Annotated in this window: 18 protein-coding genes; 5 read left to right on the top strand and 13 right to left on the bottom strand. The window is 43.8% G+C overall.

Translation table 11 applies throughout. From position 1 onward, the window contains the following. Positions 1–69: 69 nt before the first annotated feature. From ACM0P2_RS06430 to ACM0P2_RS06470, 9 genes are all read right to left on the bottom strand, one after another. Positions 70–774 (bottom strand): DUF3379 family protein, encoded by a 705-nt coding sequence (locus tag ACM0P2_RS06430; protein WP_159118087.1) that lies wholly within the window; start codon positions 772–774, stop codon positions 70–72. Beyond that, positions 767–1,324, bottom strand: a complete 558-nt coding sequence (locus tag ACM0P2_RS06435; protein WP_159118086.1) for a sigma-70 family RNA polymerase sigma factor — start codon at positions 1,322–1,324, stop codon at positions 767–769. The genes ACM0P2_RS06430 and ACM0P2_RS06435 overlap by 8 nt, the downstream gene beginning before the upstream one ends. A 115-nt stretch (positions 1,325–1,439) precedes the next feature. Further along, positions 1,440–3,293, bottom strand: a complete 1,854-nt coding sequence (locus ACM0P2_RS06440) for a DUF885 domain-containing protein (protein WP_159118085.1) — start codon at positions 3,291–3,293, stop codon at positions 1,440–1,442. Positions 3,294–3,492: 199 nt separating this feature from the next. Then, complete coding sequence (locus tag ACM0P2_RS06445) at positions 3,493–5,319, bottom strand: BatD family protein (RefSeq protein ID WP_159118084.1); 1,827 nt, start codon at positions 5,317–5,319, stop codon at positions 3,493–3,495. Next, complete coding sequence (locus ACM0P2_RS06450; RefSeq protein WP_173359498.1) at positions 5,320–7,338, bottom strand: VWA domain-containing protein; 2,019 nt, start codon at positions 7,336–7,338, stop codon at positions 5,320–5,322. Further along, positions 7,338–8,387, bottom strand: coding sequence for a vWA domain-containing protein (locus ACM0P2_RS06455; RefSeq protein WP_159118082.1), 1,050 nt, complete (start codon positions 8,385–8,387; stop codon positions 7,338–7,340). Before ACM0P2_RS06455 ends, ACM0P2_RS06450 begins: the two co-directional genes overlap by 1 nt. Further along, the gene (locus ACM0P2_RS06460; protein WP_159118081.1) at positions 8,380–9,033 is read right to left on the bottom strand and encodes a DUF4381 domain-containing protein; all 654 of its coding nucleotides are present in this window, start codon (positions 9,031–9,033) and stop codon (positions 8,380–8,382) included. Before ACM0P2_RS06460 ends, ACM0P2_RS06455 begins: the two co-directional genes overlap by 8 nt. Then, positions 9,033–10,007 carry a DUF58 domain-containing protein gene (locus ACM0P2_RS06465; RefSeq protein WP_159118080.1) on the bottom strand — a complete coding sequence of 325 codons (975 nt, stop codon included), beginning with the start codon at positions 10,005–10,007 and terminating at the stop codon, positions 9,033–9,035. The genes ACM0P2_RS06460 and ACM0P2_RS06465 overlap by 1 nt, the downstream gene beginning before the upstream one ends. Before the next feature lie 3 nt (positions 10,008–10,010). Then, positions 10,011–10,967: an AAA family ATPase gene (locus ACM0P2_RS06470; RefSeq protein WP_419227477.1), complete on the bottom strand. Its 957-nt coding sequence runs from the start codon at positions 10,965–10,967 to the stop codon at positions 10,011–10,013. A gap of 408 nt (positions 10,968–11,375) precedes the next feature. Between ACM0P2_RS06470 and fadI the strand changes: the two genes are divergently transcribed. The 3 genes from fadI (at position 11,376) to ACM0P2_RS06485 (ending at position 15,252) form a co-directional block, all read left to right on the top strand. After that, complete coding sequence (fadI, locus tag ACM0P2_RS06475; RefSeq protein WP_120960201.1) at positions 11,376–12,686, top strand: acetyl-CoA C-acyltransferase FadI; 1,311 nt, start codon at positions 11,376–11,378, stop codon at positions 12,684–12,686. A 19-nt stretch (positions 12,687–12,705) separates the two neighbouring features. Then, positions 12,706–14,847 (top strand): fatty acid oxidation complex subunit alpha FadJ, encoded by a 2,142-nt coding sequence (gene fadJ, locus ACM0P2_RS06480; RefSeq protein ID WP_159118078.1) that lies wholly within the window; start codon positions 12,706–12,708, stop codon positions 14,845–14,847. A gap of 207 nt (positions 14,848–15,054) precedes the next feature. Further along, on the top strand, positions 15,055–15,252 hold the full coding sequence (locus ACM0P2_RS06485) for a hypothetical protein (protein ID WP_159118077.1): 198 nt from the start codon (positions 15,055–15,057) through the stop codon (positions 15,250–15,252). 99 nt (positions 15,253–15,351) lie between these two features. Here the strand turns inward: ACM0P2_RS06485 and ACM0P2_RS06490 are convergent, their stop codons facing one another. The 3 genes from ACM0P2_RS06490 to ACM0P2_RS06500 form a co-directional block, all read right to left on the bottom strand. Then, on the bottom strand, positions 15,352–15,516 hold the full coding sequence (locus ACM0P2_RS06490; RefSeq protein ID WP_173359499.1) for a hypothetical protein: 165 nt from the start codon (positions 15,514–15,516) through the stop codon (positions 15,352–15,354). 308 nt (positions 15,517–15,824) lie between these two features. After that, a complete protein-coding gene (locus ACM0P2_RS06495) occupies positions 15,825–20,381 on the bottom strand; it encodes an EAL domain-containing protein (RefSeq protein ID WP_159118076.1) in 4,557 nt (1,518 codons plus the stop codon). Positions 20,382–20,609: 228 nt separating this feature from the next. Then, entirely contained in the window at positions 20,610–23,357 is a 2,748-nt protein-coding gene (locus ACM0P2_RS06500; RefSeq protein ID WP_159118075.1) for an insulinase family protein, read from the bottom strand. 171 nt (positions 23,358–23,528) lie between these two features. Between ACM0P2_RS06500 and sixA the strand changes: the two genes are divergently transcribed. Continuing rightward, entirely contained in the window at positions 23,529–24,044 is a 516-nt protein-coding gene (gene sixA / locus ACM0P2_RS06505) for a phosphohistidine phosphatase SixA (protein ID WP_236547078.1), read from the top strand. Positions 24,045–24,191: 147 nt separating this feature from the next. After that, complete coding sequence (locus ACM0P2_RS06510; RefSeq protein ID WP_159118074.1) at positions 24,192–24,386, top strand: hypothetical protein; 195 nt, start codon at positions 24,192–24,194, stop codon at positions 24,384–24,386. 18 nt (positions 24,387–24,404) lie between these two features. On the opposite strand, the gene ACM0P2_RS06515 is transcribed toward ACM0P2_RS06510, so the two are convergent. Beyond that, positions 24,405–25,700 carry an HlyC/CorC family transporter gene (locus ACM0P2_RS06515; RefSeq protein WP_159118073.1) on the bottom strand — a complete coding sequence of 432 codons (1,296 nt, stop codon included), beginning with the start codon at positions 25,698–25,700 and terminating at the stop codon, positions 24,405–24,407. Between the last annotated feature and the right edge of the window lie 38 nt (positions 25,701–25,738).

Below are 25,738 nucleotides of genomic sequence, written 5' to 3' on the forward strand. Positions count from 1 at the left end.
TCGGCCACAATAGGCCGAAGAAGAGAAGGAATAAGGAGAACAGTTTTTTTGGAACGCCCCATAAAAGCGTTAAGCTGAAAACTGCATCCTTTCCGAAATGGCTTTTTTCATTTCGCTAAGATCCGCGTTTTTGTCACCAACAATCATAACGTTTGCGCGCTGCATCTTAATGCTCTCGCCGTGATATTGGCTATCCCCGAACCTACTCGGTACGCTAACGTCGCCTCGTTCCGGCACCACAAATATAGACATTTTACCTTGTGGCGTATCAACAATGAGGTGAAGACTTCTAACCGTGCTCAAGTGACAGTAGTTTGCAACTTCTACACCGTCTAACATTTCGCTAAAACTACCACCAAAGCTTGCTAGCTTTGCATTAACCATATTTAAGTCAACCGGAAGCAAAGAGTGAGCATGCTCCATTTCAGCGTACTGCATGTGAGCAAGTGCTTGACCGCCTATACTAAGCGGTTGGTGGTACCACATGGTAAGGGCAATACCCACGGTAAAAGCAACCGACGCAGCCATAGCCAAATACCACCTGCTTCTGCGCTTGTAGCGATTGAATTCGTCAGTCGATTGTTGCCAAATAAGCTTGCTTGCAAGATCCTCTGGTACGTCGACTTTAAGCGCTTGCTTTAGTTGCTTATCTAGCTGCTTCTGTTCATTCCAGAAATTCCGTTTGCTTTCATCTTCCTTTGCCGCCTCTACAACATCACTGTCAGTCGTTTCTGGATCGGCGTAGATTCGACGCCTAAACTCTAACTCATCCATTTACACGACCTCTCTGTTCATTTTGTTTCTCTAATGCCTCTTTCAGCTGATTTCTCGCCCTAAACAAACGCGTCATTACCGTGTTTTTGTTAAGTCCTAATTGATTAGCAATCTCTTCACCACTAAATCCAAAGATGAGTTGAAGGATTAAGGGCTCGCGATACTCAATGCTCAATCCACCCATAAGTCGCTGAAGTTCTCTGTCTCTCAAATCGCCGTCTGCGTGCTGGGTGTCATCTTGTATATGGCAATCGTCAATATCCACCGTATCGAATTGCTTTCGCTCAAACCGACGGGCGTTCTCGCGGCGAAGAATGGTAATCAGCCATGACTTCGCCGCCTTTTCATCATTAAGGGCATCGAGTGAGCGCCAAGCACGCAGAAAGGTTTCCTGTACAACATCTTCGGCAATGCTCTGGTCTTTAATAAGCCAGAATGCATAGCGGTATATGTCGGCGTGAAATGCCTTTACCAGTGCTTCATATCTTTGGTGTTTTGCTTTCATACCCGATAAGACCTGACCACTATCGAATTTATTTCGACTAAACATAAAAAAATCCAAAATCTTAAACTTTTTTACTATGGCATAAAAAACGCGCCATTTCTTTAGCCGAAAGACGCGTTTTTATCATAACGTTAGTGAGCGGATCACTCAGTCGTTTTTGCTAGACACCTTTTTGTGAAGCAATCCAAGCATTTATATTTTCTTCTAAAATAGAAAGCGGAACAGGGCCATATTTTAACACTTCATCATGGAAACCTTTCCAATCAAACTTGTCGCCAAGTTCGTTCTGCGCCATTTCTCGAAGCTCCATGATTTTAAGTTTACCAATCATGTAAGCAGTGGCTTGACCCGGCATGGCGATATAGCGTTCTATAGCTTTTTGCGCGTCATATTCAGGGTTTGGTGTGTTTTCAATAAGATAATCTACCGCTTTTTCACGGGACCACTTTTTCGCATGAATGCCCGTATCTACAACCAAGCGGCAGGCGCGCCAGAGCTCCATGGCTAAACGACCAAAGTCGGAGTAGGGGTCTTGATAAAATCCCATGTCTTTTGCCAACTCTTCGGTATATAACCCCCAACCTTCCGTGTAGGCCGTAAAACTTAAAAACTTCTGAAATTGAGGAACACCGTCTAACTCTTGTGCAATTGCACGCTGCATGTGATGGCCAGGAATACCTTCATGATACGCTAGTGCCTCTAGCTGATATGTTGGCATAGCTTTCATATCATAAAGGTTGGCGTAATAAATACCGGGGCGGCTGCCATCTTGGGCTGGGCTTTGATAAAACGCTTTGCCCGCAGACTGTTCGCGAAAGGCTTCAACGCGTTTAACGATCATTGGCGCTTCTGGAAGAATGCCGAAGTACTCAGGAATAGCGTCCCGCATGTCATCTATAGCGGTTTTCGCCATATCAAGGTATTGCTGTCTGCCTTCGGCTGTAGAAGGTAAGTAGAATTGATCGTCTTCACGCATGAACACAAAAAACTCTTGAAGAGTACCTTCAAACTTTACTTGTTTCATGATGTCGCGCATCGCACTGTGTATGCGCTCTACATTATCTAGACCTATCTGATGTACTTGATCTGCAGTCAGGTCAGTGGTGGTAAACCAGTTGAGGCGGTTCTGATACCATGCATCACCGTTAGGCAAACGCCACACACCATCGCCTTCTGGTGTTACTTCACGCTGATGTACCAGTTCTTCGATAAACTTCTCGTACGACGGCATGACTGATGTTACCAAAGCGGCTTTGGCTTCACCAAGTAAAGTGGTTTTCTCAGCGTCAGTTATATCTAGTTTGCTAACTTTATTTTGAAAGTCCTCCCATAATGTAGAAGGCGTTTCACTAGAATCAAAAGGTGCACCCGTAATTACATTCTTGGACGCATCAATCATTTGGTCGTAGGCCCATGCTGGAGGAAATACGCCAGCTTTTTCGCGTACTTTCATTTGTTCGATAACTTGATCGAAGTACGTGCGGACATTATCCAGACGACCAATATACGCTTGGGCGTCTTCTTTACTCTTTACGCTGTGAATATTGATAAGGAAGCTTGGCACTTGAGTATGTGCAGCGCGGAATTGGTGAACAATATAGCGGTGATGTCTGAATTCGTCGTTAGCTAAATCGCGCTCTATGCCAAGTTTGTATAGACGCAAGCTCAGTTTTTCTTGCTCACTCAATTTGCTTGTGTCGAAGCTATTTAGTTTCTCAAGTCGGTTCTTGGCAATAGCAACGCGGGTATCGGCCTCTTCATCGCTGATGTCATCCCATTTGTCGTAGTCCCACTTTTTACCGAGGTAGCTTTGGAATAGGGGGGAGCGTTTTAGGTCTTCTTCAAAGGTGCGCTCAAAGAACGCATTAAGACGCTCTGACTCAGACTGTCCAGCTGGCTTTTCTGTTTTTATTGGCTCTGGTGCGTTATTGGCTGTTTCCGTTGCTGGTGAGCATGCCGCAAGCGTTGTAATAGCTAGCGCTATTGGCGTTAGCTTTAAAAGTGTTTTTTTCATTATTCATTCCCCGTCGCGTTTAATTGATTATTTTTATCGGCTAGGACTTTTACGGTTAATACACCTTTTGAGGGCAATACGGCCCTAGCTGTTTATCGAATACAGGCATCGTATCAACAAAACCCTTGCCATTGCGACATGGCAAAGTGCAGGGGCTTTGATAACGCAAATTCTAATCCATTAGCAAATGAAATGCGTTTTATGAAGCAGGATATAGGTTAGATAGCGTGTGATTGTCACTCGCGTCTTTTCGCTTCCATTCGTTACGAGTGCGCTTAACTTCATTCGAAAGTTCTTCCAAAACCTTCGTTATTTGTTTGGTTTGTACGCTAGCATCAGATTTATTGGCTGAAAAACGCAGTGCGTACAACTCATTAACTATACGATTAATACTTTCAAACTGTGAATGTTTGACATTACCTGCAGTTAACGCATTTATCCACTGCTTAAGAGAGGGGGATAATGAACGTATATCCTTTGCCTTTATCACTGACATAAGATTTTGATATTGAGCTTTTTCATCGAAACTAGTTAAAGCATGCGAGCCCGGTACACCATGTTTAACACTGCTGTTTTGCCCAAACGTTCGCGATTGCTTAAGCTTTCTGTAAGTGTATAGCCATCCCGCAAGCGCAATAACGAACAGCGCGATGAATACGCCGGTCACAGCCCAATATAAGGGCGCAATCTTATTAGTATTGGCGTCATCTGAAGCATTATTTGATGCGTTAGTGTTATTGTCAGCGTCGGCAGAAGATTGCGCTGCAGTTGAAGGTACATCGTTTGGAACATTCTCTACCGTTGTACTGCTCGATACTGGGGTGTTCGCGTTCGCCGCATTACCCTTATTTACGCCACTTGCTGGCGCTACCGTAATTGAGCGAGCAGGAATGGTGGCATACTCGGTTTGTTGAGTAAGGGTATTGAACCAAGGAATAGTAATTTCGGGTAATACAAAGTTACCCGCTTGGGTAGGGATGATGGCCAACGACGTTTGACGCTGGGAGATAAGGCTTTGGTCCTTTTCCACTGTCGTCGTATTCGACTGGTCTGGGTATAATTTAAAGTTTGGCGGATAAAACTCAGGAATATCCGGAAGCTGTTCTTCTACCACACCTAGCGCAGTTAGCGTAACGATTCGGGTTACTGGCTCTCCTGCAACAAAGGTATCTCCCTGTGGCCACTCTTCATCCACTCTTACCATTTCAGAGGGCAGCCATGGATAATCAATTCCCTGAGGAATCGGTTTAATGTTCACCGTGATATCAGGCCCAACCCGATTAATTTGTTGCGTTCTGTTAAAAAAGCCAAACCGCTGATTAGTGTTAGCCGCCATCACTTCTCCAGTAAAGATAGGGCCTCTTAGGGTGAATTCACCAGATGCCTGAGGGACGACAGCGAATTGACGTTCAATGATCTGATAACGCCGTCCATTAACAATGTCGGTGTACTGCTTATCGTCACCTAGTTGTTTAATTTCGGCATTTTGCATTTCGGGTGCTTGAAGGCTGCCCCGTTCAATATTACTTGAGAGAAAAAGTTTAACTGTGTAAAGCAACTGTTGATTTAAGTAGGCTTCTTTTATATCGATGTCTGTGGTGACGAAATAATCACGGGCCACATTGCTTTGTTCTTGAACCGGAATAACTTTCACCTGAATGGCCTTAGTAGACTTACCCTCGACGGTAAGTGAAGGTATGGTAAACGTGCCTTCCTTTCGAGGAAAAAGTGTGGTGGTCCAGACGGTGGTGCGTTTAGTGTCAAAATTAACGATAGACGTTTGGCTGCTAACAGACGTTCTGCCAACTACAAAGTCTTTTAACAGAGGAGAGCTATCAAATGCATCTCTGTCTGCACTTCCATCTGCAGTGATAGTTAAGCGTATCGCCTCGTCTATCATGACAGGATTTCTATCAATGGTGGCTTCCACTGCGTTCACATCCGCGAATGCGTTTGTACTTGCCACTGCGCTAAACAAGGTGGTTAGCATAAAAATAAAACATGTAGATTGTAATAAAGCTTTCATCTACCAATCACTCCGATTTGAGGGCATACGTTGACGCTGACGTTTTTGTGCTTCTAATTGCATTTTTCGTTTAAGCAAAAATGCGGGGTCGTCTGGTACGCGACGCATTAAACTTTCCATTCGCTGTAGTTCTTCTTTTTCAGCATCAGTGAGCTCTTCAGCTTGGCCTTGCGCGGCTTGTGCTTCGCGCTCTGACTGTTGCTCGCTCTCTTTCGGTTGCCCACTATTTTGCTGGGCACTTTCATTTTGCTCAGACTGATCCTGCTCTGCATTTTGTTGTTGTGAATCTGATGAGTTGCTTTCGTCATTTATCTTCGAATCATCAGGCTGCTGCGAGTCATCACCGCTATTTTGCTGTTCATTATTAGCGCTCTGTTCTTGATTTTCATTTTCATCTGACTGTTGGCCCTCTCCAGGGTTTTGCTGACCGCTCTGGTCATTTGACCCATCCTGATTGTTTTGGTCACTATTTTGAGAGTCATTTTGCTCGCTATTATCACCTGACTCGTTCTGATCTTGATTTTGCTGCTGCTCGTTTTGATTCTGCTGCTGCTGTTTCAACAAATCTTCAATAATTTTCTTGTTCGTTCTCGCATCTTCAAAATCCGGAGCTTCGCGCAAAGCTTGGTCATATTTTTTAATCGCCTCTTCTAGCTTACCGAGCTTTGCTAGTGCATTACCTTGGTTATAAGCGCTGTTGGGTCCTGGGATGTTTTGGTAGGCATTCAACGCACCTTCATAATCACCAGATTTATAGAGTGATGAGGCCTTCCACGTTTCGTCATTAAACTGGTTAACAGCGTCTTTATACTTACCTCTTTGGTAACTGTTCAATGCTTCCTGATTGTCATTCATAAACGGCTTTTGCCACCATGAAAGCGGATTAGGTCCGCTTGACGACGCTGGTGCAGACGATGTCTGTGCAGCTACATTTTGTAAGTCTTGAGAACTTTGCAAGGCATGAGCGTTTTGAACGAAAGACGGGCTAAGTACGCCAATCAACACAATGAATAACAGGCCTCGTTTAAATGCAAAAGCTGCGAACGGAAGGAGTAAAAGTAATAGGTAAGGGCCAACCTCTTTCCACTGATCACCTTGTAAGTTACTCTCTTCTTCGCCCCCTTCACCGTCGTTTTTGTCGAGTAGCGATACTGCGGCTAGGGCCTCAATATCGGCGTCGTTTGATGTGAAGGATTCGAAACGTCCGCCGCTCGTTTTTACAACACCTTTCACTGCGCCTTCATTTAACTTAGGTATAACGATGCTGCCTGTAAAATCCTTTAGAAGCTCGCCGCTTTGTTGGCGAATGGGAGCGCCTTCAGACGTGCCAACCGTAAGCGCATTTACAGTGAAAGGAATAGATGCCACATACTCTTGAAGTTCTTGCTGTTGTTCTAACTCTATACCGTCAGTAATCCAATAGATCATGCCTGAGTTATATCCCGCATTGGTTAGAAGCTCGGCTGCACTCTCTATACCTAACAGCGGATCGCTGCCTGGCACTGGCATGATCTCGGGTGAAAGACTGGGAAGTAGCGTTGTGATATTGCCAGCGTCTTCGGTTAATGGGCTTATAACAAATGCATCTCCCGCATAAGCGACAAGACCCATTTCGCCTTCACCAATAGCGTTGACCAAGTCTATCGCCTTATACTTAGCTCGGGTCAATCGATCAGGCGTCATGTCGGTAGCGCGCATAGATAGCGACATATCAATAACAATGACATGTCCCATTTTTAGCTGATAAACCGGTTGAGGTAAGCGCTCCCACGTTGGTCCAGCTAGCGCAGTTACACTTATTATCCATACAAAGGCCAGCATCCACATAGGCGGTTTTGCGCCTAATTCGTTTTTTCCAATCACCATGTATTGATACAAGTGAGAGGGGATCACCGATTGCCATCCCGATTGCTTAGCCGTGGTTTTTCTTATTAATATCACCAGCAACATTAGAGGAATCAAAGCGATAAACCATTCGGGGCGCAAAAAATGAAATTGGTTTAAGAAGTCGAGTTTCATTATTTCGTCTCCTTAGTTAATTCTGGACCATGCGCGGAAAACGGATTTTGCTTTCGTTTTATCCAGCGATATGACGAAATTGCCAGGGTTAAAAATGCCCATAGTGCAGATAGGAGTATTGCTGCCGCAAGAGGATAGTAAAAAAGTGCGCTTAATGGGCGCATTTTGCGGGTTTCACCTTCAATTGGCTCAAGTGCGTCAAGCTGTTGGTATATGGACTGTAGCTCTTGCGCATTTCTTGCCCTGAAATATTGCCCACCTGTTGAAGTTGCGATGTCGGTCAACATTCCCTCATCAAGCTCTTGCGAAGGGTTTATTTGGCGACTGCCGAAGAAACTCTGAATTAGCATTTTGTCGGCGCCTACACCTATGGTGTATACCTTAACGCCTTTGCTAATAGCGAGCTCTTTGGCTTGCTCTGGCGTGATGTTACCTGCTGTATTCTGTCCGTCGGTAAGAAGGATCAGTACATTGTTTGACTCTTCACGCTCATCAAAACGTTTCACCGCTAAACCTATAGCATCGCCTATTGCGGTTTGCTCGCCCACTAGACCAATAACAGCTTCACTAAGAAGTGTAGATACTGTGTCTCTGTCGTAAGTTAGTGGCGCTTGAACGTATGCGGTATCAGCAAATAAAATAAGACCAAGTCTATCGCCCACGCGACGCTGAATGAAATCGTAAACCACAGATTTTGTCATGGTTAGTCGATTTACTTGTCTGCCTTGAAGCTGCATGTCATCAATTTTCATACTGCCTGATAAGTCGACGGCTAGCATCATTTCCCTTCCTTCGTTGGGAATGCTCACGGGCTCGCCCAACCATTGAGGGCGGGCTGCGGCAGTCACAAGCAGTAGCCATATTAAACTACTTACCACAAGCGGTATCTTGGTTTGCTTTAATTGAGTTTGCTCTGACACTTCGCCAGGCCGCAAACTGGGAACCCGCAGCGCAGCCATCGGCATGTCTTGCGCTTTTTTAGAAAGCAGGCGCACAATAATAGGCAAGGGGAGCGCAAAAAATACCCACCACCAAGCAAAATTAAGCATGATGAGTCTCCTTTGCTTGATTGTTGTTTGCTGATGCGCTCTTTAAGGCGGCTTGCGTATTACTGCCTTCGAATTCTTCATTGCCAGGCACGTCAAATGTTAATTTGTTCTTGGGAAAGCGAGCTTTAGACAGCCAACGTTTTACCGCGTTTTTACATGCATCAAAATCATTGGAATTTGGGTTGGCGTGATAAATATTGCTAACCAACAGTGCTAAATCGCTCTCAAGGTTTTTATCACGTTTCTTCAGCGCTGAGGTTAGAAACGCTTGCCACTGTTTACCATATAAACCAGCTACTTGTTCAGTAGGGTAGTAGCTCATTGCTGCGCGCTTCAATATGGAATTAAGCGCTATGGGCCAATTATTCTGTTGTGCTGAAACGGACTCGAGAAGTGCTAAAGCTTGCTTTCGCGGCTTGTTATGACGCAGGTAAGCTGAAAGCGTTTTGTACAGGCCGAAAATTGTGATGACAACTAAAACAGTAAGTAACCACCACCCCCAATCTAGCGGCCAAGCACTGACGTCGTTAGGAACGTGGATATCTCTAAGCTGAGCGAGTGGATCTTGCTGCTGCATTTGTAGAGGTTGCTGATTAGGTAACTGCATAGTTTGTGTAGCGTTTAACGGAATACTGCTGTTTTGCATCAATTCAGCTCCAATCGTTTTTCTTGTTGCATACTTTGAAGCTGATCATCTAAGGGAAGCCCGGCTGAGACACTGAAACGAGCGATATTATTTTTTCTTAGCATTTCATAAATTGTACGGTTATGGTCGTCACGCCATTGCTTGTATTGATCTTGCTCTTTACTGTCGCCTAAAACCCAGCGCTGCTGATTTTTCCCGTCTGAAACACTTACCGTTTGAAGCGACGATGTGTTTGGTAAAGCGTGCTCTATGGGGTCGTTGACCACTATGGCTCTAACTTCACAATGCCTTGTTATATGGCTTAAGTGTTGAATAGCTTGAGTGCCAAGATGCTGAAAGTCAGACACTAAGTAAACTAGGCTTCCTGGTCTGGCTAAGCGTCTAGCGCGAGCGCAAGCATCGGCAAAAGCTTTTTCATCACGAGCTTTATCTGGCATATATTGCGTGCTTTGCTCATGAAGGGACATGAGTTCATGGCATACGTGCAGTACGGCCTTTTTACGCGTGAGAGGTTTGATTTCTTTATGCTGCTGCTGATTAAAAACTAACGCACCAACTTTATCTCCGCGAGCGGCAGCAGACCAACTAATTAAGGAAGACACATGAGCGGCTTGGACTGCTTTCGTTAACAATTGCGTTCCGAAGGCCATTGAGGGTAAGTAATCGCAAAACAAAAACACAGGGCGTTCTCGCTCTTCGCGATACACCTTAGTGTGTGTCTTCCCTGTGCGCGCGGTCACGCGCCAATCAATGGCGCGAATATCATCGCCAGGTTGGTAATGTCGCGCCTCGTCAAACTCCATTCCGCGCCCTTTGTGTTTAGTAAGGTAGCTTCCTGCAAGCTTGGCTTGAGGCATGCGTTTGGGCGCTAAACTAAAGAGTTTAGATAACTGCTGATAGCGAAGAAGCTCAGCTGTTGACAGGGTGACGCCGTTGCTTTGCAGCTTAATTAGCTGCGACTTCACATTTTCCATAGCTTATGGAACTGCGACTGTAGCGACAATCTTATCTAGCACATCGTTGATTGTTACACCTTCGGCTTCAGCTTGATAAGACAAAATAATGCGGTGGCGAAGAACGTTATGTACAACAGCCTGAATGTCATCTGGTCCGACAAAATCTCTGCCGCTTAGCCATGCGTGAGCGCGTGCGCATCGGTCTAAACTAATGGTGGCGCGAGGGCTTGTTCCCATTGCAATCCACTGGCCTAAATCAGCATCGAAGTTTGCTGGTTGGCGGGTCGCCATAATAAGCTGAACTAAATACTGTTCTAATTCTGGAGCCATATAAAGCGATAAGGCTTCCTTACGGGCCGTAAAAATATCGTCCTGTGTGAGCGTAGGTGGTGTTACCGGTGGCTCTGACAGGGCTTCACCGCGTGTTAAAAGTAGAATTTCTAGTTCTGTTTCCGCGCCTGGATAATCAATATCAACATGCATTAAAAAACGATCTAATTGGGCCTCTGGCAGAGGATAAGTCCCTTCTTGCTCTAGTGGATTTTGCGTTGCCATAACTAAAAACAGTGGTGGCAAAGGATAGGTTTTGCTCCCTACCGTAATTTGGCGTTCGGCCATGGCCTCTAATAGCGCCGACTGCACTTTTGCTGGGGCACGGTTTATTTCATCGGCCAACACTAAATTGTGAAAGAGCGGGCCTTTCTGGAATACAAATTCACCCGTCTCAGGTCGATAGATATCCGTACCGGTTAAATCTGCTGGTAATAGGTCAGGGGTGAACTGCACACGGTGAAAATCACCGTCAATACCATTAGCAAGTGCATTGATTGCGCGAGTTTTAGCAAGTCCTGGAGGTCCCTCAACAAGCAAGTGACCGTCGGCCAAAAGAGCGATAAGAAGGCTTTTTGTTAACGCGTGTTGACCAATGATTTGTTGGTCTAAGTAAGCGTGTAACTGTTGAAATTGCGCTGCTGCCATAATGCAAAAATTTCCGTTTGAGTTCTCGTTATTGGGATGTGTCAGTGCGACGGCGACGTAAACAGATGACTTTAAAGTGATCGCTTATGCCATGACTAGATTATTTAAACCTTAGGTTTACGTCACAATGACACAAAACAGACTTTCATTTCCATATAAGGTTCATTGTAACTTTCTTCAAGTCGTTTAACGGTATTAATAACACGATATTTGGTTATGCTTGTAAGCAACGGGCCGACATTAAGCATGGCACCAGTCGCGGTAATAACTTTAGGGCATTTATTTTGTTCTTCTATCCGCATTATTTGCTATTTTGTTCATAGTTTGTAAAAATCGTAACTATTACAGGTCAGACCACTTGAAAGGCATAGCGCTAATTTTAAAGTAGGTCATCAATTTAGGTGCATTATGGCTACAAAACAATCAGTTACTACCCGAGAGGGTGATCGCATCGCCATTGTCGCGGGGTTGCGTACTCCGTTTGCTAAAATGGCGACATATTTTCACGGCGTGCCGGCTGTAGATTTAGGCAAAATGGTTGTGAACGAACTGCTCGTGCGTCACGGTGTTCAGAAGGAATGGGTTGACCAGGTTGTTTATGGTCAAGTTGTTCAAATGCCTGAAGCCCCAAATATCGCACGTGAAATTGTACTTGGTACCGGTATGAATGTTCACACTGATGCCTATAGCGTATCACGAGCTTGTGCGACCAGTTTCCAATCAACGGTCAATATTGCTGAAAGTATGATGGCTGGCACGGTTCAAGTGGGTATTGCCGGTGGCGCAGACTCAACGTCAGTCTCACCTATTGGCGTATCAAAAAACCTTGCGCGTGCGTTAGTTGACTTACAAAAAACCAAAACTCTTGGTCAAAAACTTAATATTTTCAAACGTTTGAGCCTGAAAGATTTAGCGCCGGTTCCACCAGCAGTAGCCGAGTATTCTACGGGATTGTCGATGGGGCAAACGGCAGAGCAAATGGCGAAAACTCATCAAATTTCTCGGGAAGAACAAGACAAACTCGCACATCGCTCACACAGTCTTGCGGCTGAAAGTTGGGAAGCAGGTAAACTGTCTGGCGAAGTCATGACCGCTTATGCTGAACCATATAAAGGTGCCCTTGAGCGCGACAACAACGTACGTTTCGATTCAAAACTTGAAGGTTACGCGAAACTTCGTCCAGTGTTTGATAAAAAGTATGGCTCTGTTACAGCAGCAAACGCAACACCACTTACCGATGGTGCTTCAGCGGTATTGATGATGACAGAGAGCCGCGCAAAAGAACTCGGTTATACGCCGTTGGGCTACATTAAGAGCTACGCGTTCTCAGCAATCGATGTGTGGGAAGACATGCTGATGGGGCCTTCTTATGCTACACCAATCGCCCTAGATCGTGCAGGCATGACCCTAAATGATCTAACGCTTATCGAAATGCACGAGGCATTTGCAGCACAAACGTTAGCGAACGTTAAAATGTTTGCAAGCGACAAGTTCGCCAAAGAGAAACTAGGCCGCGACAAAGCGACTGGCGAAATTGATATGGACAAATTCAACGTAATGGGTAGTTCAATTGCCTACGGTCACCCGTTCGCTGCAACTGGTACACGTATGATCACGCAAATGCTTAACGAGTTAAACCGCCGTGGCGGTGGTACAGGTTTATTAACTGCATGTGCTGCGGGTGGTCTTGGTGCGGCTATGATTGTGGAGACAGAATAAGATGAGTCAGGAACAAGAAATGACAAATGAAGTTCAGCCAACCTCAGGCGCATTTACGCTTACCAAGCAGGATAATGGCGTCGCAATTCTAAGCATGGATGTACCTGGTGAATCCATGAATACGCTTAAAGCAGAGTTTGGCGATGAAATTTCAGCCATGCTTGACGACATTGAGCGTGACAGCAGCATTAAAGGTGTTGTGCTGACGAGCGGCAAGCCAAGTTCATTTGTAGCTGGCGCTGACATTACCATGCTAGCCGCCTGTAAAACCGCTGAAGATGCAACAACTATTGCCGCTGGCGGTCAAGCCATTTTCGATAGAATTGAGAACATGAAGGCGACCTTCGTAGCGGCTATTCACGGCCCTGCGTTAGGTGGTGGTTTAGAGCTCGCGCTTGCATGTCACTATCGCGTATGTACCGATTCACCAAGTACGCAGGTAGGTTTACCTGAAGTTCAGCTTGGATTACTACCGGGTAGTGGCGGCACACAGCGTCTTCCTCGCTTAATTGGTATTCAGCAAGCAATGAAAATGATGCTGACAGGCTCTCCGGCGCGAGCGAAGCAAGCTAAAAAATACGGTATTGTTGATGAAGTTGTACCACAGACTGTATTGCTAAAAGTAGCAGAACAGTTTGCGCTTAAACGCAAACCTGAGCGCGACGCGCCTCAGAAGAGCGTTATGGACAAAATGTTGGAAAAAACTGGCGCTGGCCGCAACATGATGTTCAAAAAAGCCCGTGAAGCAACGTTTGCAAAGACCAAGGGCAACTATCCCGCACCAGGCTATATTATCGATGTTATTGAAACAGGCATGAATGAAGGCATGAAAGCGGGGCTTAAAGCGGAAGCTGAAGCCTTTGGAAAGCTTGTCATGACGCCTGAATCGTTCCAGCTTCGTCAAATTTTCTTCGCGACTACTGAAATGAAGAAAGAAAATGGCGTTGAGGGCGTTAAACCTGAAAAAATGAAGAAAGTTGGTGTGCTAGGAGGCGGCTTAATGGGCGGTGGTATCGCCTATGTAACGTCGACGAAAGCTGGTGTTCCCGTGCGTATTAAAGACGTACGTGCTGAGGGCATAGCTAACGCAATGAAGTACAGCTATGACATCTTGAACAAAAAGGTGAAGAAGCGTTTCATGCGTAATAGCGAAATGCAGAAGCAGTTAGCGCTTCTCACTGGTACGCTTGACTATAGTGGCTATCAAGATACCGACATCGTAGTTGAAGCGGTATTCGAAGATTTAGAGCTCAAGCAAAAGATGGTGGCGGATATTGAAGAGAACTGTAAAGAAAGCACAATCTTTGCGTCGAATACATCGTCTATTCCAATTACACAAATTGCAGCTAGAGCGGCTCGCCCTGAAAACGTGATTGGCCTGCATTACTTCTCGCCAGTAGACAAAATGCCATTAGCGGAAGTTATTGCTCACGAAAAAACCTCTGATCAAGTTATTTCGTCTACGGTTGAGTTTGCTAAGAAGCAAGGAAAAACGCCGGTGGTTGTTAAAGACGGCGCAGGCTTTTACGTTAACCGTATATTAGCGCCTTACATGAATGAAGCAGCTAACCTTATTCTTGACGGTGAGCCAATTGAGCATATCGATAAATCTTTGGTCAAGTTTGGCTTCCCAGTAGGTCCGGTTAAACTTCTTGACGAAGTAGGCATTGACGTTGGTACTAAGATTATTCCATTCCTTGTAGAGGCGTTTGGAGAGCGTTTCACTGCGCCAAGCGCTTTCGATAAAGTCCTTGCTGATGGCAGAAAGGGTAAGAAAAACCAGAAAGGTTTTTATTCTTATGAAGGTAAAAAGCCTGGAAAAGAAGTGGATGAATCAATCTACGAACTACTGGGGCTATCACCCTCTGCTAAGTTAAGCGAAAAAGAAGTGGCAGAGCGCTGCGTTTTAATGATGCTTAACGAAGCGGCGCGTTGTTTGGATGAACGCGTTATCCGCAGTGCCCGTGACGGCGACATTGGCGCTATTTTCGGTATTGGCTTCCCTCCATTTCTTGGCGGTCCATTCCGCTATATGGATACCCTTGGTATTAAACATGTGGTTGCTCGTCTTAATCATTACGCCACCGCTGTTGGTGAAAAATTCACCCCTGCTGATGTGTTAGTGAAAATGGCTGAAAACGATCAGAAGTTTTACGAATAAGTTTATAAAGTGTTAAAAAGCCGGGCTTTGCCCGGTTTTTTTATATCTAATGCTTATTTCTGCTGGTTTATTGTTCGAAATTGGGTAAACTCTCCCCGCTTAAAAAATGCACGTGTCAATTTCTTGTCGCTATTTATCAGCTGCTTATTGCAAATATTTGACTAATTGAGTCTTTGTCATTGTGTTTTGTCAAATTATGGGGGCGATGTGATTTCACTGGTGGTAGTAAGCGTAATCTTTTCACTGTACTTTTACGTGGAAGCATTTAAGTGGGGAATGAACGCGAAAAAATGGGCTATTGCAGGTTTTGTACTAGGCCCTGTGTTATTGCCTATGTTCTCTATTTCCCGTCATGTACATTGGCGCAACGCGGTTGGGTTTAATAACCTTTATATCGCTGCATAGACCCAGTAGATAATCTCGATAGAAAAGCTTTTATCAAGAAACAGGTATAAAAAAAGAGAGTATTTACTCTCTTTTTTTGAAAATCGTTTTAACTTCAAATTAGAAGCCTACGCCGGTACCACCGCCTGAATGTGGTTTAACATACTCTGGCTGAGTAATGGTTTCTTTTTGCGACTCAGGAGCCTGTTTAGCGCCTTCTTGTTTGTCGGCAGCAACTGGGGTAGCGGTAGAAAGTACTAGTGCAACTGCGTACTCTTTTAACATGTTAATTTCCTCTGATTTTTTGAACGAACAAACAAAGCCGATTGTTTTATATTTTTATCGACATATTAATATTTGCTAATTGCGTGCCACTTTTTTATTTTGCAGAATAACGCATATAAATCAGTGTTTTATGTTTTTTGAATCAATAGGGATGCGTTGTTAAAGTCGCCAGCGCCATAAATATGGCACTAAAGTCTAATATACGAAGGATTTAGAGGAGGTTTTTTGCCTCTTGCTGCAAAAAACGTAGTTGAAAAAGGAAATTTGACGCCCCCTTGAACAGAGGGCCTATAGAACAACGGGTATCGTTAGTACTGGGTATTGTTCAAAAGCGTGTGGAGCTTTTGATTTTCTGTTAGCAGTTTTTCAAAGCGCTCAGCGTTTAACGGACGGCTATATAAGAAACCTTGCAGCATTTCACAATCATATCGACGTAGAATATCGAGTTGCGCTTCTTCCTCAACACCTTCCGCAACCACCTTCAAGCCTAAATTATGTGCAATATTGATAATAGCAGCGGCCATGTGACGGTCTACATTGCTCTTCGCAATATCATCAATAAACGCTTTATCAATTTTCAAGGTATTGAGAGGGAATCGCTTTAAATACGCTAATGATGAGTAACCGGTACCAAAATCATCTAAGGCCAAATGAATGCCTCTTTCCCGCAGGCGAGTCATCATTTGAAGGCCATTTTCAGGGCTTTCCATCAGCGTGCCTTCTGTAATCTCGCACTCTAGGTGCAAAGGTGATAGGCCCACATCGCTTAAAATTTTATTTATTCTGTCGTCTAGGTCTGGCAACTCGAACTGTTTGGCCGATATATTAACGGCCACACGGCCGCTAAATAAACCCTGATTAACCCAGCGTTTAGTATCGGCGCAGGCTTTACGCAGCACCTGCTCACCAATTTCAATAATCTGACCTGTTTGCTCGGCCAGTGGAATAAATTGCCCCGGACTAACAATACCTTTTTGCGGATGTTCAAATCGTACCAACGCTTCCATGCTAACTAATTTGCCAGATGCAATATCCACTTTGGGCTGGTAATACACAGTGAACAGGTCGTCTTTAATCCCTTGGCGAATAAGGTTTTCAATTTGCAGTTGCCTAACGGCATTTTGATTCATTTCACCACTGAAAAACTGGTAGCTGTTGCCGCCATTATTCTTGGCAAAATACATAGCAGTATCTGCATTTTTTAGCATTTCTTGTGGCGACTCGCCGTCATCAGGATAAAAGGCAATACCAATACTCGCGCCCAAGACAAACTCTTGTTTGTTGATAATAAAAGGGCGGGACAAGGTATCAAGCAAGCTTTGCGCAAAGTGGGTAACCGTATGAATATCGGCATTATCTTCCATTAAAATACTGAATTCATCCCCCCCTAATCGATAGCAAGTCGCATTTTTACCAGTAATTCTCTGCAATCGCTTTGCAATCTGCTTTATTAAAATATCGCCCGTTTGATGACCTAGGGAATCATTGATCTTTTTAAAGTTATCCATGTCTAGGCACAGCAAACTATGTTGCGCAGCTTTTCGCACTAGGTTTTGATGACTCGCCTGGAAGAAAGAGCGGTTAGGCAGCTCTGTAAGCGGGTCGACATTGGCAAGCTTTAACAGCTCTTTTTCAGTGTTTTTGCGCGATGTGATATCGCTAAATACACCCACAAAATGGCTTATTTTGCCGTCTTCGTCATGAACGGCGTCAATATTAAGCTCCATTTCATAGCGCTCGCCGGTGACCCGAACGCTTTCTACCTCACCTGACCAGTTACCTTTAGCTTTAAGTGTTTTTTTGATCTCTTCTGTAAACGCATCGGGGTATAAGTGAAAGTGCATATAGCTAGCGAGCGCTTGCTCACGGGTTTCACCGGTATAGCTACAATAAGCATTATTTACGCTAATAAACTTAAACTGTGTATTAGTGATAAATACACCTTCAGAGATGTTTTCAATAGAGCGTTTAAACAAGTTAAGTTGTTCTTCCGCTTCTTTAAGGTGATGGATATTTTTGAGTGTTCCGGTCATCCGAACAGGCTGCTCGTTGTGATCACGCTCTACCACTTTTCCGCGGTCTAATATCCAAATCCATTGATTTTTGAAAGTTTTTGCGCGATAGGCGAGTTCATAAAAATCGCTGTTACCTTCTAGATGCGCTCTCAATGCGCTTTTTACCCGGTTAATGTCGTTAGGATGAATGTTAGCGTCATAGGCCCCGGTAGTGCGTATATCATCTTGAGGAAAATCTAAGGTGCCCCATGTATTAGCACGGTATACTTGACCTCGATATACGTCCCAGTCCCAAAGTTCATCGCCCGAGCTCCACAGGGTCAGCTTTAAGCGCTCTTCAGACTCTTTGATGGCAAGTTGATTGGCTTTTCTAATTTGGTATTGACGAATAATAAAAGCAAAAGTAGCGAAGGCTATTAAGCAGTAGAAAACGAGTGCCACGGTGTGAAGCCAAGGGGGGCGCTCAATTGTTATCTGTAAGTCTCTACTTTCAGACCAAGATTTTCCTGGTTCTTTGGCCTGTACCGAAAACGTATAATTACCGAAGGAAATATTATTGAATTGGGCGTTCCGTTCGTTATCAACATATATCCAATCATTTTCAAAATTAGAAAGTTTGTAACGATAAGTAACTTGATTTGGATACACGGGATTTACTAGACCAAATGAAATGCTAAACCTCGTTTCAGCATGTTTTAATGTAAAGTTGTCGTTATAAGTTAATATTTGTTTTGAAGAATTTGAGCGAGGTGGCTCATCACCGTAATGCAGGTTCTTTTTGGATTTAGCTATCGAGCCAAAAATATTTATGTGATACAACTGAGGTGAAAGAGTTTGTTCTATTTCCTCATTACTTGCTTTGGAGGTTTTTGAAATTCTGATAAAGCCCTTGTTTCCCCCAAAGTATATAATCCCCTCGCGTGTAGAGATAACCGCTCCTTCACCCAAAGAATTAAATTCTAACTGGTCATTTGGTATACTCTCTGCCTCTCTCAGAGAGGGAAGAAGTAGCTTGTGCACACCTCTGGCATCAGAAAACCAAATACTATTTCCTACAGCTGTAGTCGACGTTATAAAACCACTTTGATTATCTCTTTTTTGTTTGTTTAGTAAAACTAGACTTTGTTTATCGAGCTGTAATACACCGTCTGAACGAGTGGTTAGCCACAAACCGTCATTGGTTTCGTGGATGCCGTAGACAAGGGAATTAATTCCATTTTTGGGTCCCAAAACATTAACGATTCGCTGCTCTTTGACAGAATAAACAACTAATTTGTCTTCTAGTCGAAACCAAATTCTTCCATCACTATCGGAATAAGTAGCGAACATTTTGCCATATTCGGTAGGTATATTTTTGTGCGCTGAAGTTGTTTTATTTGGCTCATTGGTAACGTTATCAAATTTAATCGAGTGAATTTCACCATTCGGTAATTGGAACCATATCGCATCCTCACTTTTAAATATATGATCTATGAAAGAACCTTCAAAATATTGCTGTAACAACATCAATCCATTGTTTGTTCTTTTGAATACAAGTAATCCATTGGAGGAAGCGACCCAAATGTTGTCGTTCTGATCAATCTCTACGTCCCAAAACGAACTAGCTTCATTAATGCTCGTGGAGAGGTCGAAAAAAGATACACTGCCAGACTTTTTTGAAATTTTTCCCAAACCTTTTTGCTGAGAAATGAGGAAAAGCTCTTTGGAGCTGTTTTCAGCAAAGCCCCATATAGTTGTGTAGTTATCTTCAGTATGTTTTTCTGAGTTATAAACAGGTTGAAAGTGAACTGTTGCAAATTCGGGATGGTATTTGAATGCTCCGCGATGAAAAGTTGCAGCCCATACAACTCCAGTTCTGTCTTCGATTACTTTCATAATAATTTCTGGAGGAAGACCAGTAGAGTTATAAGTATCAGAGTTTAAGTGTAAAAACTCTGGTTCGAAAGATTGCGTTATCTCTTTTGATGCCGAATCAGATAGTAGAAATAAACCAATGTACGTGCCAACCCAAATATCCTCATCGACAACCTTTATTGAAAACGAATTTATATCTTCATTAACTCCTAGAGCTTGCCCGTTAATTTGTTTCAACATTCGTCCATTTGAGGCCAAAACGATGAGACCTTCATTTGTCGCTAACCAATAGTTGCCGTTAATCACGGTGATATCGTGGAGTGCACGGATATCAAGTGAAATACTCCAAGGATTAACTTTGCTTGTATCGTGAACCTCAAATGTTTCAGTATCGATTAATTTAGCGCCAAATTTGTTTGACCCGACCCATATACGATTGGCCTCTTCAAATATCACTTTTATAAAGCTTTCTTCTTTAAAAACTTGAGTGAGAACGCTTATCTGTGAGGTCTGTTTCGAATAGCGATAAAGAAACTTTTTATCTGCAAATAATAAATCGCCATTTTTTGATTCTGAAATGGCAGTGATAAGATCTGTTTTTATAACCGAGTTATCTTTATTGAAGACTTTAAAACTGTCTGTCTCTGGCTCATAAAGCGCTAAACCTGAGTGAGTTCCAACCCACAATTTGCCCTTTGAATCGACAAATAGCGTTTGAATATAACCTGAAGGCAGGGAGTTTGGGTCGACATCAGAAGGGTGATACTGCTTTACATCGTAACCTGAATAACGATTGAGGCCATTTGACGTGGCTAGCCAAATAAAGCCCATATCATCTTCTACAATGTCTAAAACAGCGGTGTCAGACAAGCCATGTTTTTTATTTAATTCTGTAAAATGAAGATCAGAAACTTCTATCGCCTTCGCACTGGGAATGAATATTCCGGGCAAAGCCAACATCAAAAGCACTATTGAATATATTAGGGTTGAGCGCACCTACACACCTTTGGCATACGCCATTTATTATTTATTATTTATTATTTTTATCCTGGCAGCATCCCTAACAACCAGAATAATAAATATGCCGAATTAACGTGGTCGCTACAAGGACTTTTTGGAAATAACCATGGCGGTGGATTACTTATTGAGCAACTTGAAGAAATGAATCGATTAAGTCTTAATTTCCGTGCAGTTCTCGACAGATAGCTGCAAAAAATTGACTATTCAATAATAAGGAATTTCTTGTTTAAATTGAGAAATACTGTTGATTGTTCGTTTTTCATTTGTAGGTAACGCGTCGAACCTTCCTCGCGAGAACAGCACAAGCTCGCCACATCGTTCTCTTTTGGCTAGTTGCTGAGCAAATTCTTGTATTTCTTCAAAACTGAGTTCTTTTACCCGTTCGGCAAGTTTGGTGTTGCGGTTGAAGCCTAAGTCCTGCGTTCCTAAACTCACCCACAAACGTTGCGACTTCATTGACAGAGTAAGATCTCTTTCTTCCAATTGCTTAATGAGGTTCTGCTGAATTGTGGGCCAGTAAAAGCGATAGAATTCAATTTCATTTAACTGCTGGAACAGAAAGGTGGTCATAGCCTCTAACAGAACTTTGGGTTCACACTGTGGGCTTTGAATATAAAACGCCATTCCTGGGTGCTGATTATGTGGAACATAACCGGTACCAACGATATACCCTAACTGCTTCTCAGTTCTCAAGGCGTTAAAGAAAGGCGCTGCCAACATCTGCTCTAGCACCATACACAGTGCCGTGTCGGTTAAGCCGGGAGATGGTGCTTGTAAGTAGAGCACCACGGCAGAGTCATCGTGATTACAAACTACCTCATGGTAGAGGGCGCCGCCCACCGGCAGTTTAGATACTGCACGGGAGAGTGGGGCACCGCCTCTCTCAGAACACCGCTCCCGCAGACTCGAAGAAAAGTGTTTTGCTTCGTCACTTGTCCAGTTTCCATGCATGAACGCCTCGATAAAATATTGCTTGAAAGCCTTAGCTCGACAACTAAGCATCTGCTCATATGAAATATCATCAATGACGTCTAATAACTCAACGGGCGCCTGCGTATTTCTCTGAATCAGTACACTTAAGCGAGAAAATAAACGGTTGGTTGGCTTATTGAGCAAAGAATTATGTAAGCTTTGGATTTGCAGAGCTTTATGGTGTTCAAACGCTTTTTCATCGGGAATAAAATTCACAACCGCATCGAGCAGTTGGCTTGCCAGCAGCGTTTGTTGATGAGTAAAGCCACGAGTGTGCAATGTAAAGCCAGCTTGATGCCCATAAATTCGATAGTGTAGCCCTGCGATTTCCGCACGATAGTATTTTGCTTGAAGATGGTCATTCAAGGCGCCTAGCCAAATGCGTTTTGCCGCCACTGATAGCAACGAATCTGAAAAGTAGCTTGTGTCAAACGAGACATAGATATCGCCTTTAGGACTATGGAATTGCTGGTCTTGTGCAAACCAGAAGCGGTAGTCACCATCGTCTAATAGTTTATTTGGAATGTTAAAGCCAAACTCGGGTAATATCAGTTTATATTCGCTAGCTAAATAAGGGTTCGGCGGAGGAAGGGCAAGCGCTGGATTCGGCTTTGGAGAGGCGAGGGAGCGCAGCAAATTCTGGTCAATTTGCTCTATCCCATATTCGGCCTCGTAAAATGCACAGGTTTTGGTAGTTTTGACACTTTTAGCAATTATCTTAAGGCGAATATTGTCGGGCGTAAAATAAGATAACGCGTTTTCTAAAATACCCTCGTCATAGCTTCCAATGGTAGAGCGAAGTAGATTGAGTTCGTGCTGATCAAAAATAAATTGATGCTGTGCATATTCGATAACCAGCCCGAGTGGTTTTACATTTTCCTCATATTCCAGAGCGAGGGCGTTCAACTGCGATTTCTCATGAAAACGCCACTCTTCTGATGCCGCTTTCTTTATTAAGTCTATGTAGCTGAACAGCGCTTCTAACACCAATGCCTTGTTTTCAAGGCCTTCTTGGGTGAGCTGAAAGCTAACATTGAAATCTTTGAAGCTATCACCTTCAATCCCAGAGCCAGCGATAAGGTTTAACGCCCAATCTTGCTCTTTTAAATAGGCCAGTAAGCTGCCTTCGCCTTCATCACCAATGAGATGGCTTATATAATTAAGGGGTTTAGTGACGTAGTCGTTTTGCAGAGCAGGGAGTGCAAACGTTACAATCATCCTTCTGGCTGATTGTAACGGGTTGATGTTTATTTGAATGCCCAATTCGTTTTCTGTGTAAAGTGGTGGCCAGCGATCGTTAGCTAACTCACCTTGGATTAACGAACCAAAGCATTGTGATATAAGTGCTTCAAGCTGAGGAATGGGCATTGGGCTTGCCACACAAAGTCGCATATTTCGAGCACAGTATAATGTTTGATGAAGCGCTTTTAAGCGTCGTTTTAATTCGGCGCAGTCATGCTTAGAAAACGTATCGCTGTTTCCTACTGAAAACTTAGCAAAAGGGTGTTCAGGGTTGCAGGTTTCTTTATGTATCTGGTAGAGCCGACGTAAATCATCTTTCTTTTTAAACTCAAACTCAGCGTGAATATTCTTAATTTCATTGGTAAGCGCGTCTTCTTCAAACAACGGCTGTTTAAGCATGTCTGCAAAGGCGGGCAGTGTTTGCGCTATTGCGTCGCCGCTGCAGCTGTAGTGGTAATTAGCGTATTCCGTGCCAGTCCACGCATTTATTGTCCCTCCGTGTTGCTCAACAAAGCCGTTGATGGCGTTTGGCTTGGGTAGGTGACGACTACCCATAAACAGCATGTGTTCAAGAAGATGAGCTAAGCCCTGACAGTCGTCGGGGTCGTAAAAATGCCCAGCTCTGACAGCCATAGATATAAACGATTCATTCGCTTCTGGCGTATGGCATAACATAACACCCAATCCATTGGGCAAGGTAAAGTGATGTGCGTTCTCTAAGTTTATGATGTTATTCACATTGTCTCGTTATTAGTCAAGAGCACCTCACTGCTGGAGCATCTGTTAAGTAGAACTTTAAAAAACGTTAAATAATGTACGAATATTCTCACTATTCGCCGTTTAGCGCTAGGCGTCCTATCAGGTCTCTGATATCTTACGCATACTTTCATTAATACTATGCGCAATGTTATGTCAGGTCAAAGTAGCAACGACGACATTTATCTTTTCATTATGCGTCACGGTGAAGCGGAAGCACCCAGACTCGATGATAAAAGTAGGCAGCTTACTCCTTTAGGGAGAGAGCAGGCGAAATCAGCAGCTTTATGGCTAAGAGATCAATATTGTGAAAAAGGTGTTGTAGACCTTGCGCTTGTTAGCCCATATCGCAGGGCTAAACAAACACACGATATGGTATCGTTAGATATCATTGCAGACAAAGTAGAAAGCAATGAGGACATTGTTCCAGACGGTTCTCCTCGACTCGTCAGTGATTACATTGACGCACTTCTGCACGCTGCAGTTAACTCGAAAAAGCCCATTAAAAAGCTGTTGGTGGTAAGTCATATGCCTTTAGTGAGCTATTTAGTTGACGAGCTTTGCGATTCTTACACGACCAGCCTATTCTCTACAGCTTCAATTGCCGTAATAAAATACTCGCTGCGTGAACATAAAGGCACCTTGGTCACCCATTATCAGGGCTTATAATACTTATCTATGCGGATTGGTATAATCTATATTTGCTAGCCTTCATGTTAAATGAGAGGAATTGCTCAAATAATAGTTAAGGTTCTTTTCAACCGGTCGATAGTATCTTTGAGAGTGTCAAAGTTTATTCTATTGAAGGGTTGGGAAATGGACAGCAAATCTATTCCTGAGCTCCTTAAGCGTTCATTGCAGTCGCATATGGCGGAGGCGGATTTACGTGAAGATGAGGAGACGCAGGATATTATTGCCAAATTATCTGTGCTATCAGATAAAGTTGCTGAAGCGAAAGCTAGGGCACTGGCAAACCGAGCGCAGCGCCTAGCTGAGGAAGCAAAAAGGTAGTGACCTTAGTGAAATGCGCTAGTGGTCATTACCAGATTCTTTGGGCGCAATGTAATATTCCGGCATAACCCTAACCGTTTTTATCATGCTCTCTGATATGTCTACAATTTCCAACGGATAGCCAGCCAATCTTACACTCACCTTGTTTTCAGGAATATCCTCAAGATATTCGAGTAATAGTCCATTCAATGTTTTAGGACCTTCAGTGGGTAAATTCCAGTTCATCTCTCGGTTCAACTCACGAACGTTAGCACTTCCATCTACTAAAACGGAGCCATCTTGCTGCAAATTAGCTTCTTTACTGTGGTCGGGAACCATACTCGTTGTAAAGTCACCGATGATTTCTTCCAGAATATCTTCTAACGTAACCAGCCCCATAATATCGCCGTACTCATCGACGACAAGAGCGATGCGCTCTTTTTCTGCCTGAAACTTATACATCAACGTATGAAGCGGCGTCGATTCAGGTGTGAAATAAATTTCACGAACCGCACGAAGCAAACTTGATTTGGTGAACTGATCTTTCGATAACAAGCGCAGTGCGTCTCGCACATGAACAAAGCCCACCGCATCGTCAACACTATCGCGGTATAACAGAACGCGAGTGTGCTGCGCATGGGTTAACGCTTTTTGGATTTTTTTCCAGTCATCATTAATATCTATGGCAAAAATTTCTGCTCGCGGCACCATAATGTCTTCAGCGGTAACGCTCTCTAGGTCAAGGATACTAACCAGCATATCTTGGTGTCGCTTGGGTATCATTGCACCCGCTTCGAAAACCACGGTTCTTAATTCTTCTCTGCTAAGCGAGTCATCGCTACCACTTGCAGGGCTAATCCGTAGAAGCGCAAGAATACCGTTGGTAATTCCATTGATTGCGGCGACGAAGGGGTATAGCAGTTTTAGCAGAGGGAGCAGGATAATAGAGCTGGGGAAGGCCACTTTCTCTGGGTAAAGCGCCGCCAGTGTTTTAGGCGTCACTTCCGCAAAAATGAGCAGAACCAAGGTTAATCCAAACGTGGCTGCAAATAAGCCCCAATAATCACCAAATAGTCGGATACATAGGATTGTTGCCAGTGAAGATGCAGCAATGTTAACTAAGTTATTACCGATAAGGATAAGACCTATTAAGCGGTCTGGTCGGTCGAGAAGCTTCGCAACTCGTATCGCAGAGCGATTACCTTCGCCTTGCAAGTGCTTGAGCCGATAGCGATTTATCGACATCATGCCAGTTTCTGAACTAGAAAAATACGCAGATAATAATATGAGTACGCCGAGCGCGATAAACAGCGTACTCGTTGATATGTCGTCCAATTAATGGGTTCCTGTCTAATCTTAGGGTTCAAATGTAT

Origin of the sequence: Alteromonas sp. OM2203, from assembly GCF_048517045.1 — a bacterium.
GTDB classification, from domain to species: domain Bacteria; phylum Pseudomonadota; class Gammaproteobacteria; order Enterobacterales; family Alteromonadaceae; genus Alteromonas; species Alteromonas gracilis.

Excerpts from the sequence above, each read along its gene's own strand:
- ACM0P2_RS06470 (WP_419227477.1), bottom strand. The coding sequence starts at position 10,967 with ATGGCAGCAGCGCAATTTCAACAGTTACACGCTTACTTAGACCAACAA.
- ACM0P2_RS06465 (WP_159118080.1), bottom strand. The coding sequence starts at position 10,007 with ATGGAAAATGTGAAGTCGCAGCTAATTAAGCTGCAAAGCAACGGCGTC.
- ACM0P2_RS06450 (WP_173359498.1), bottom strand. The coding sequence starts at position 7,338 with ATGAAACTCGACTTCTTAAACCAATTTCATTTTTTGCGCCCCGAATGG.
- ACM0P2_RS06435 (WP_159118086.1), bottom strand. The coding sequence starts at position 1,324 with ATGTTTAGTCGAAATAAATTCGATAGTGGTCAGGTCTTATCGGGTATG.
- ACM0P2_RS06460 (WP_159118081.1), bottom strand. The coding sequence starts at position 9,033 with ATGCAAAACAGCAGTATTCCGTTAAACGCTACACAAACTATGCAGTTA.
- ACM0P2_RS06490 (WP_173359499.1), bottom strand. The coding sequence starts at position 15,516 with ATGTTAAAAGAGTACGCAGTTGCACTAGTACTTTCTACCGCTACCCCA.
- ACM0P2_RS06430 (WP_159118087.1), bottom strand. The coding sequence starts at position 774 with ATGGATGAGTTAGAGTTTAGGCGTCGAATCTACGCCGATCCAGAAACG.
- sixA (WP_236547078.1), top strand. The coding sequence starts at position 23,529 with ATGTCAGGTCAAAGTAGCAACGACGACATTTATCTTTTCATTATGCGT.
- fadJ (WP_159118078.1), top strand. The coding sequence starts at position 12,706 with ATGACAAATGAAGTTCAGCCAACCTCAGGCGCATTTACGCTTACCAAG.
- ACM0P2_RS06510 (WP_159118074.1), top strand. The coding sequence starts at position 24,192 with ATGGACAGCAAATCTATTCCTGAGCTCCTTAAGCGTTCATTGCAGTCG.
- ACM0P2_RS06440 (WP_159118085.1), bottom strand. The coding sequence starts at position 3,293 with ATGAAAAAAACACTTTTAAAGCTAACGCCAATAGCGCTAGCTATTACA.
- fadI (WP_120960201.1), top strand. The coding sequence starts at position 11,376 with ATGGCTACAAAACAATCAGTTACTACCCGAGAGGGTGATCGCATCGCC.
- ACM0P2_RS06455 (WP_159118082.1), bottom strand. The coding sequence starts at position 8,387 with ATGCTTAATTTTGCTTGGTGGTGGGTATTTTTTGCGCTCCCCTTGCCT.
- ACM0P2_RS06445 (WP_159118084.1), bottom strand. The coding sequence starts at position 5,319 with ATGAAAGCTTTATTACAATCTACATGTTTTATTTTTATGCTAACCACC.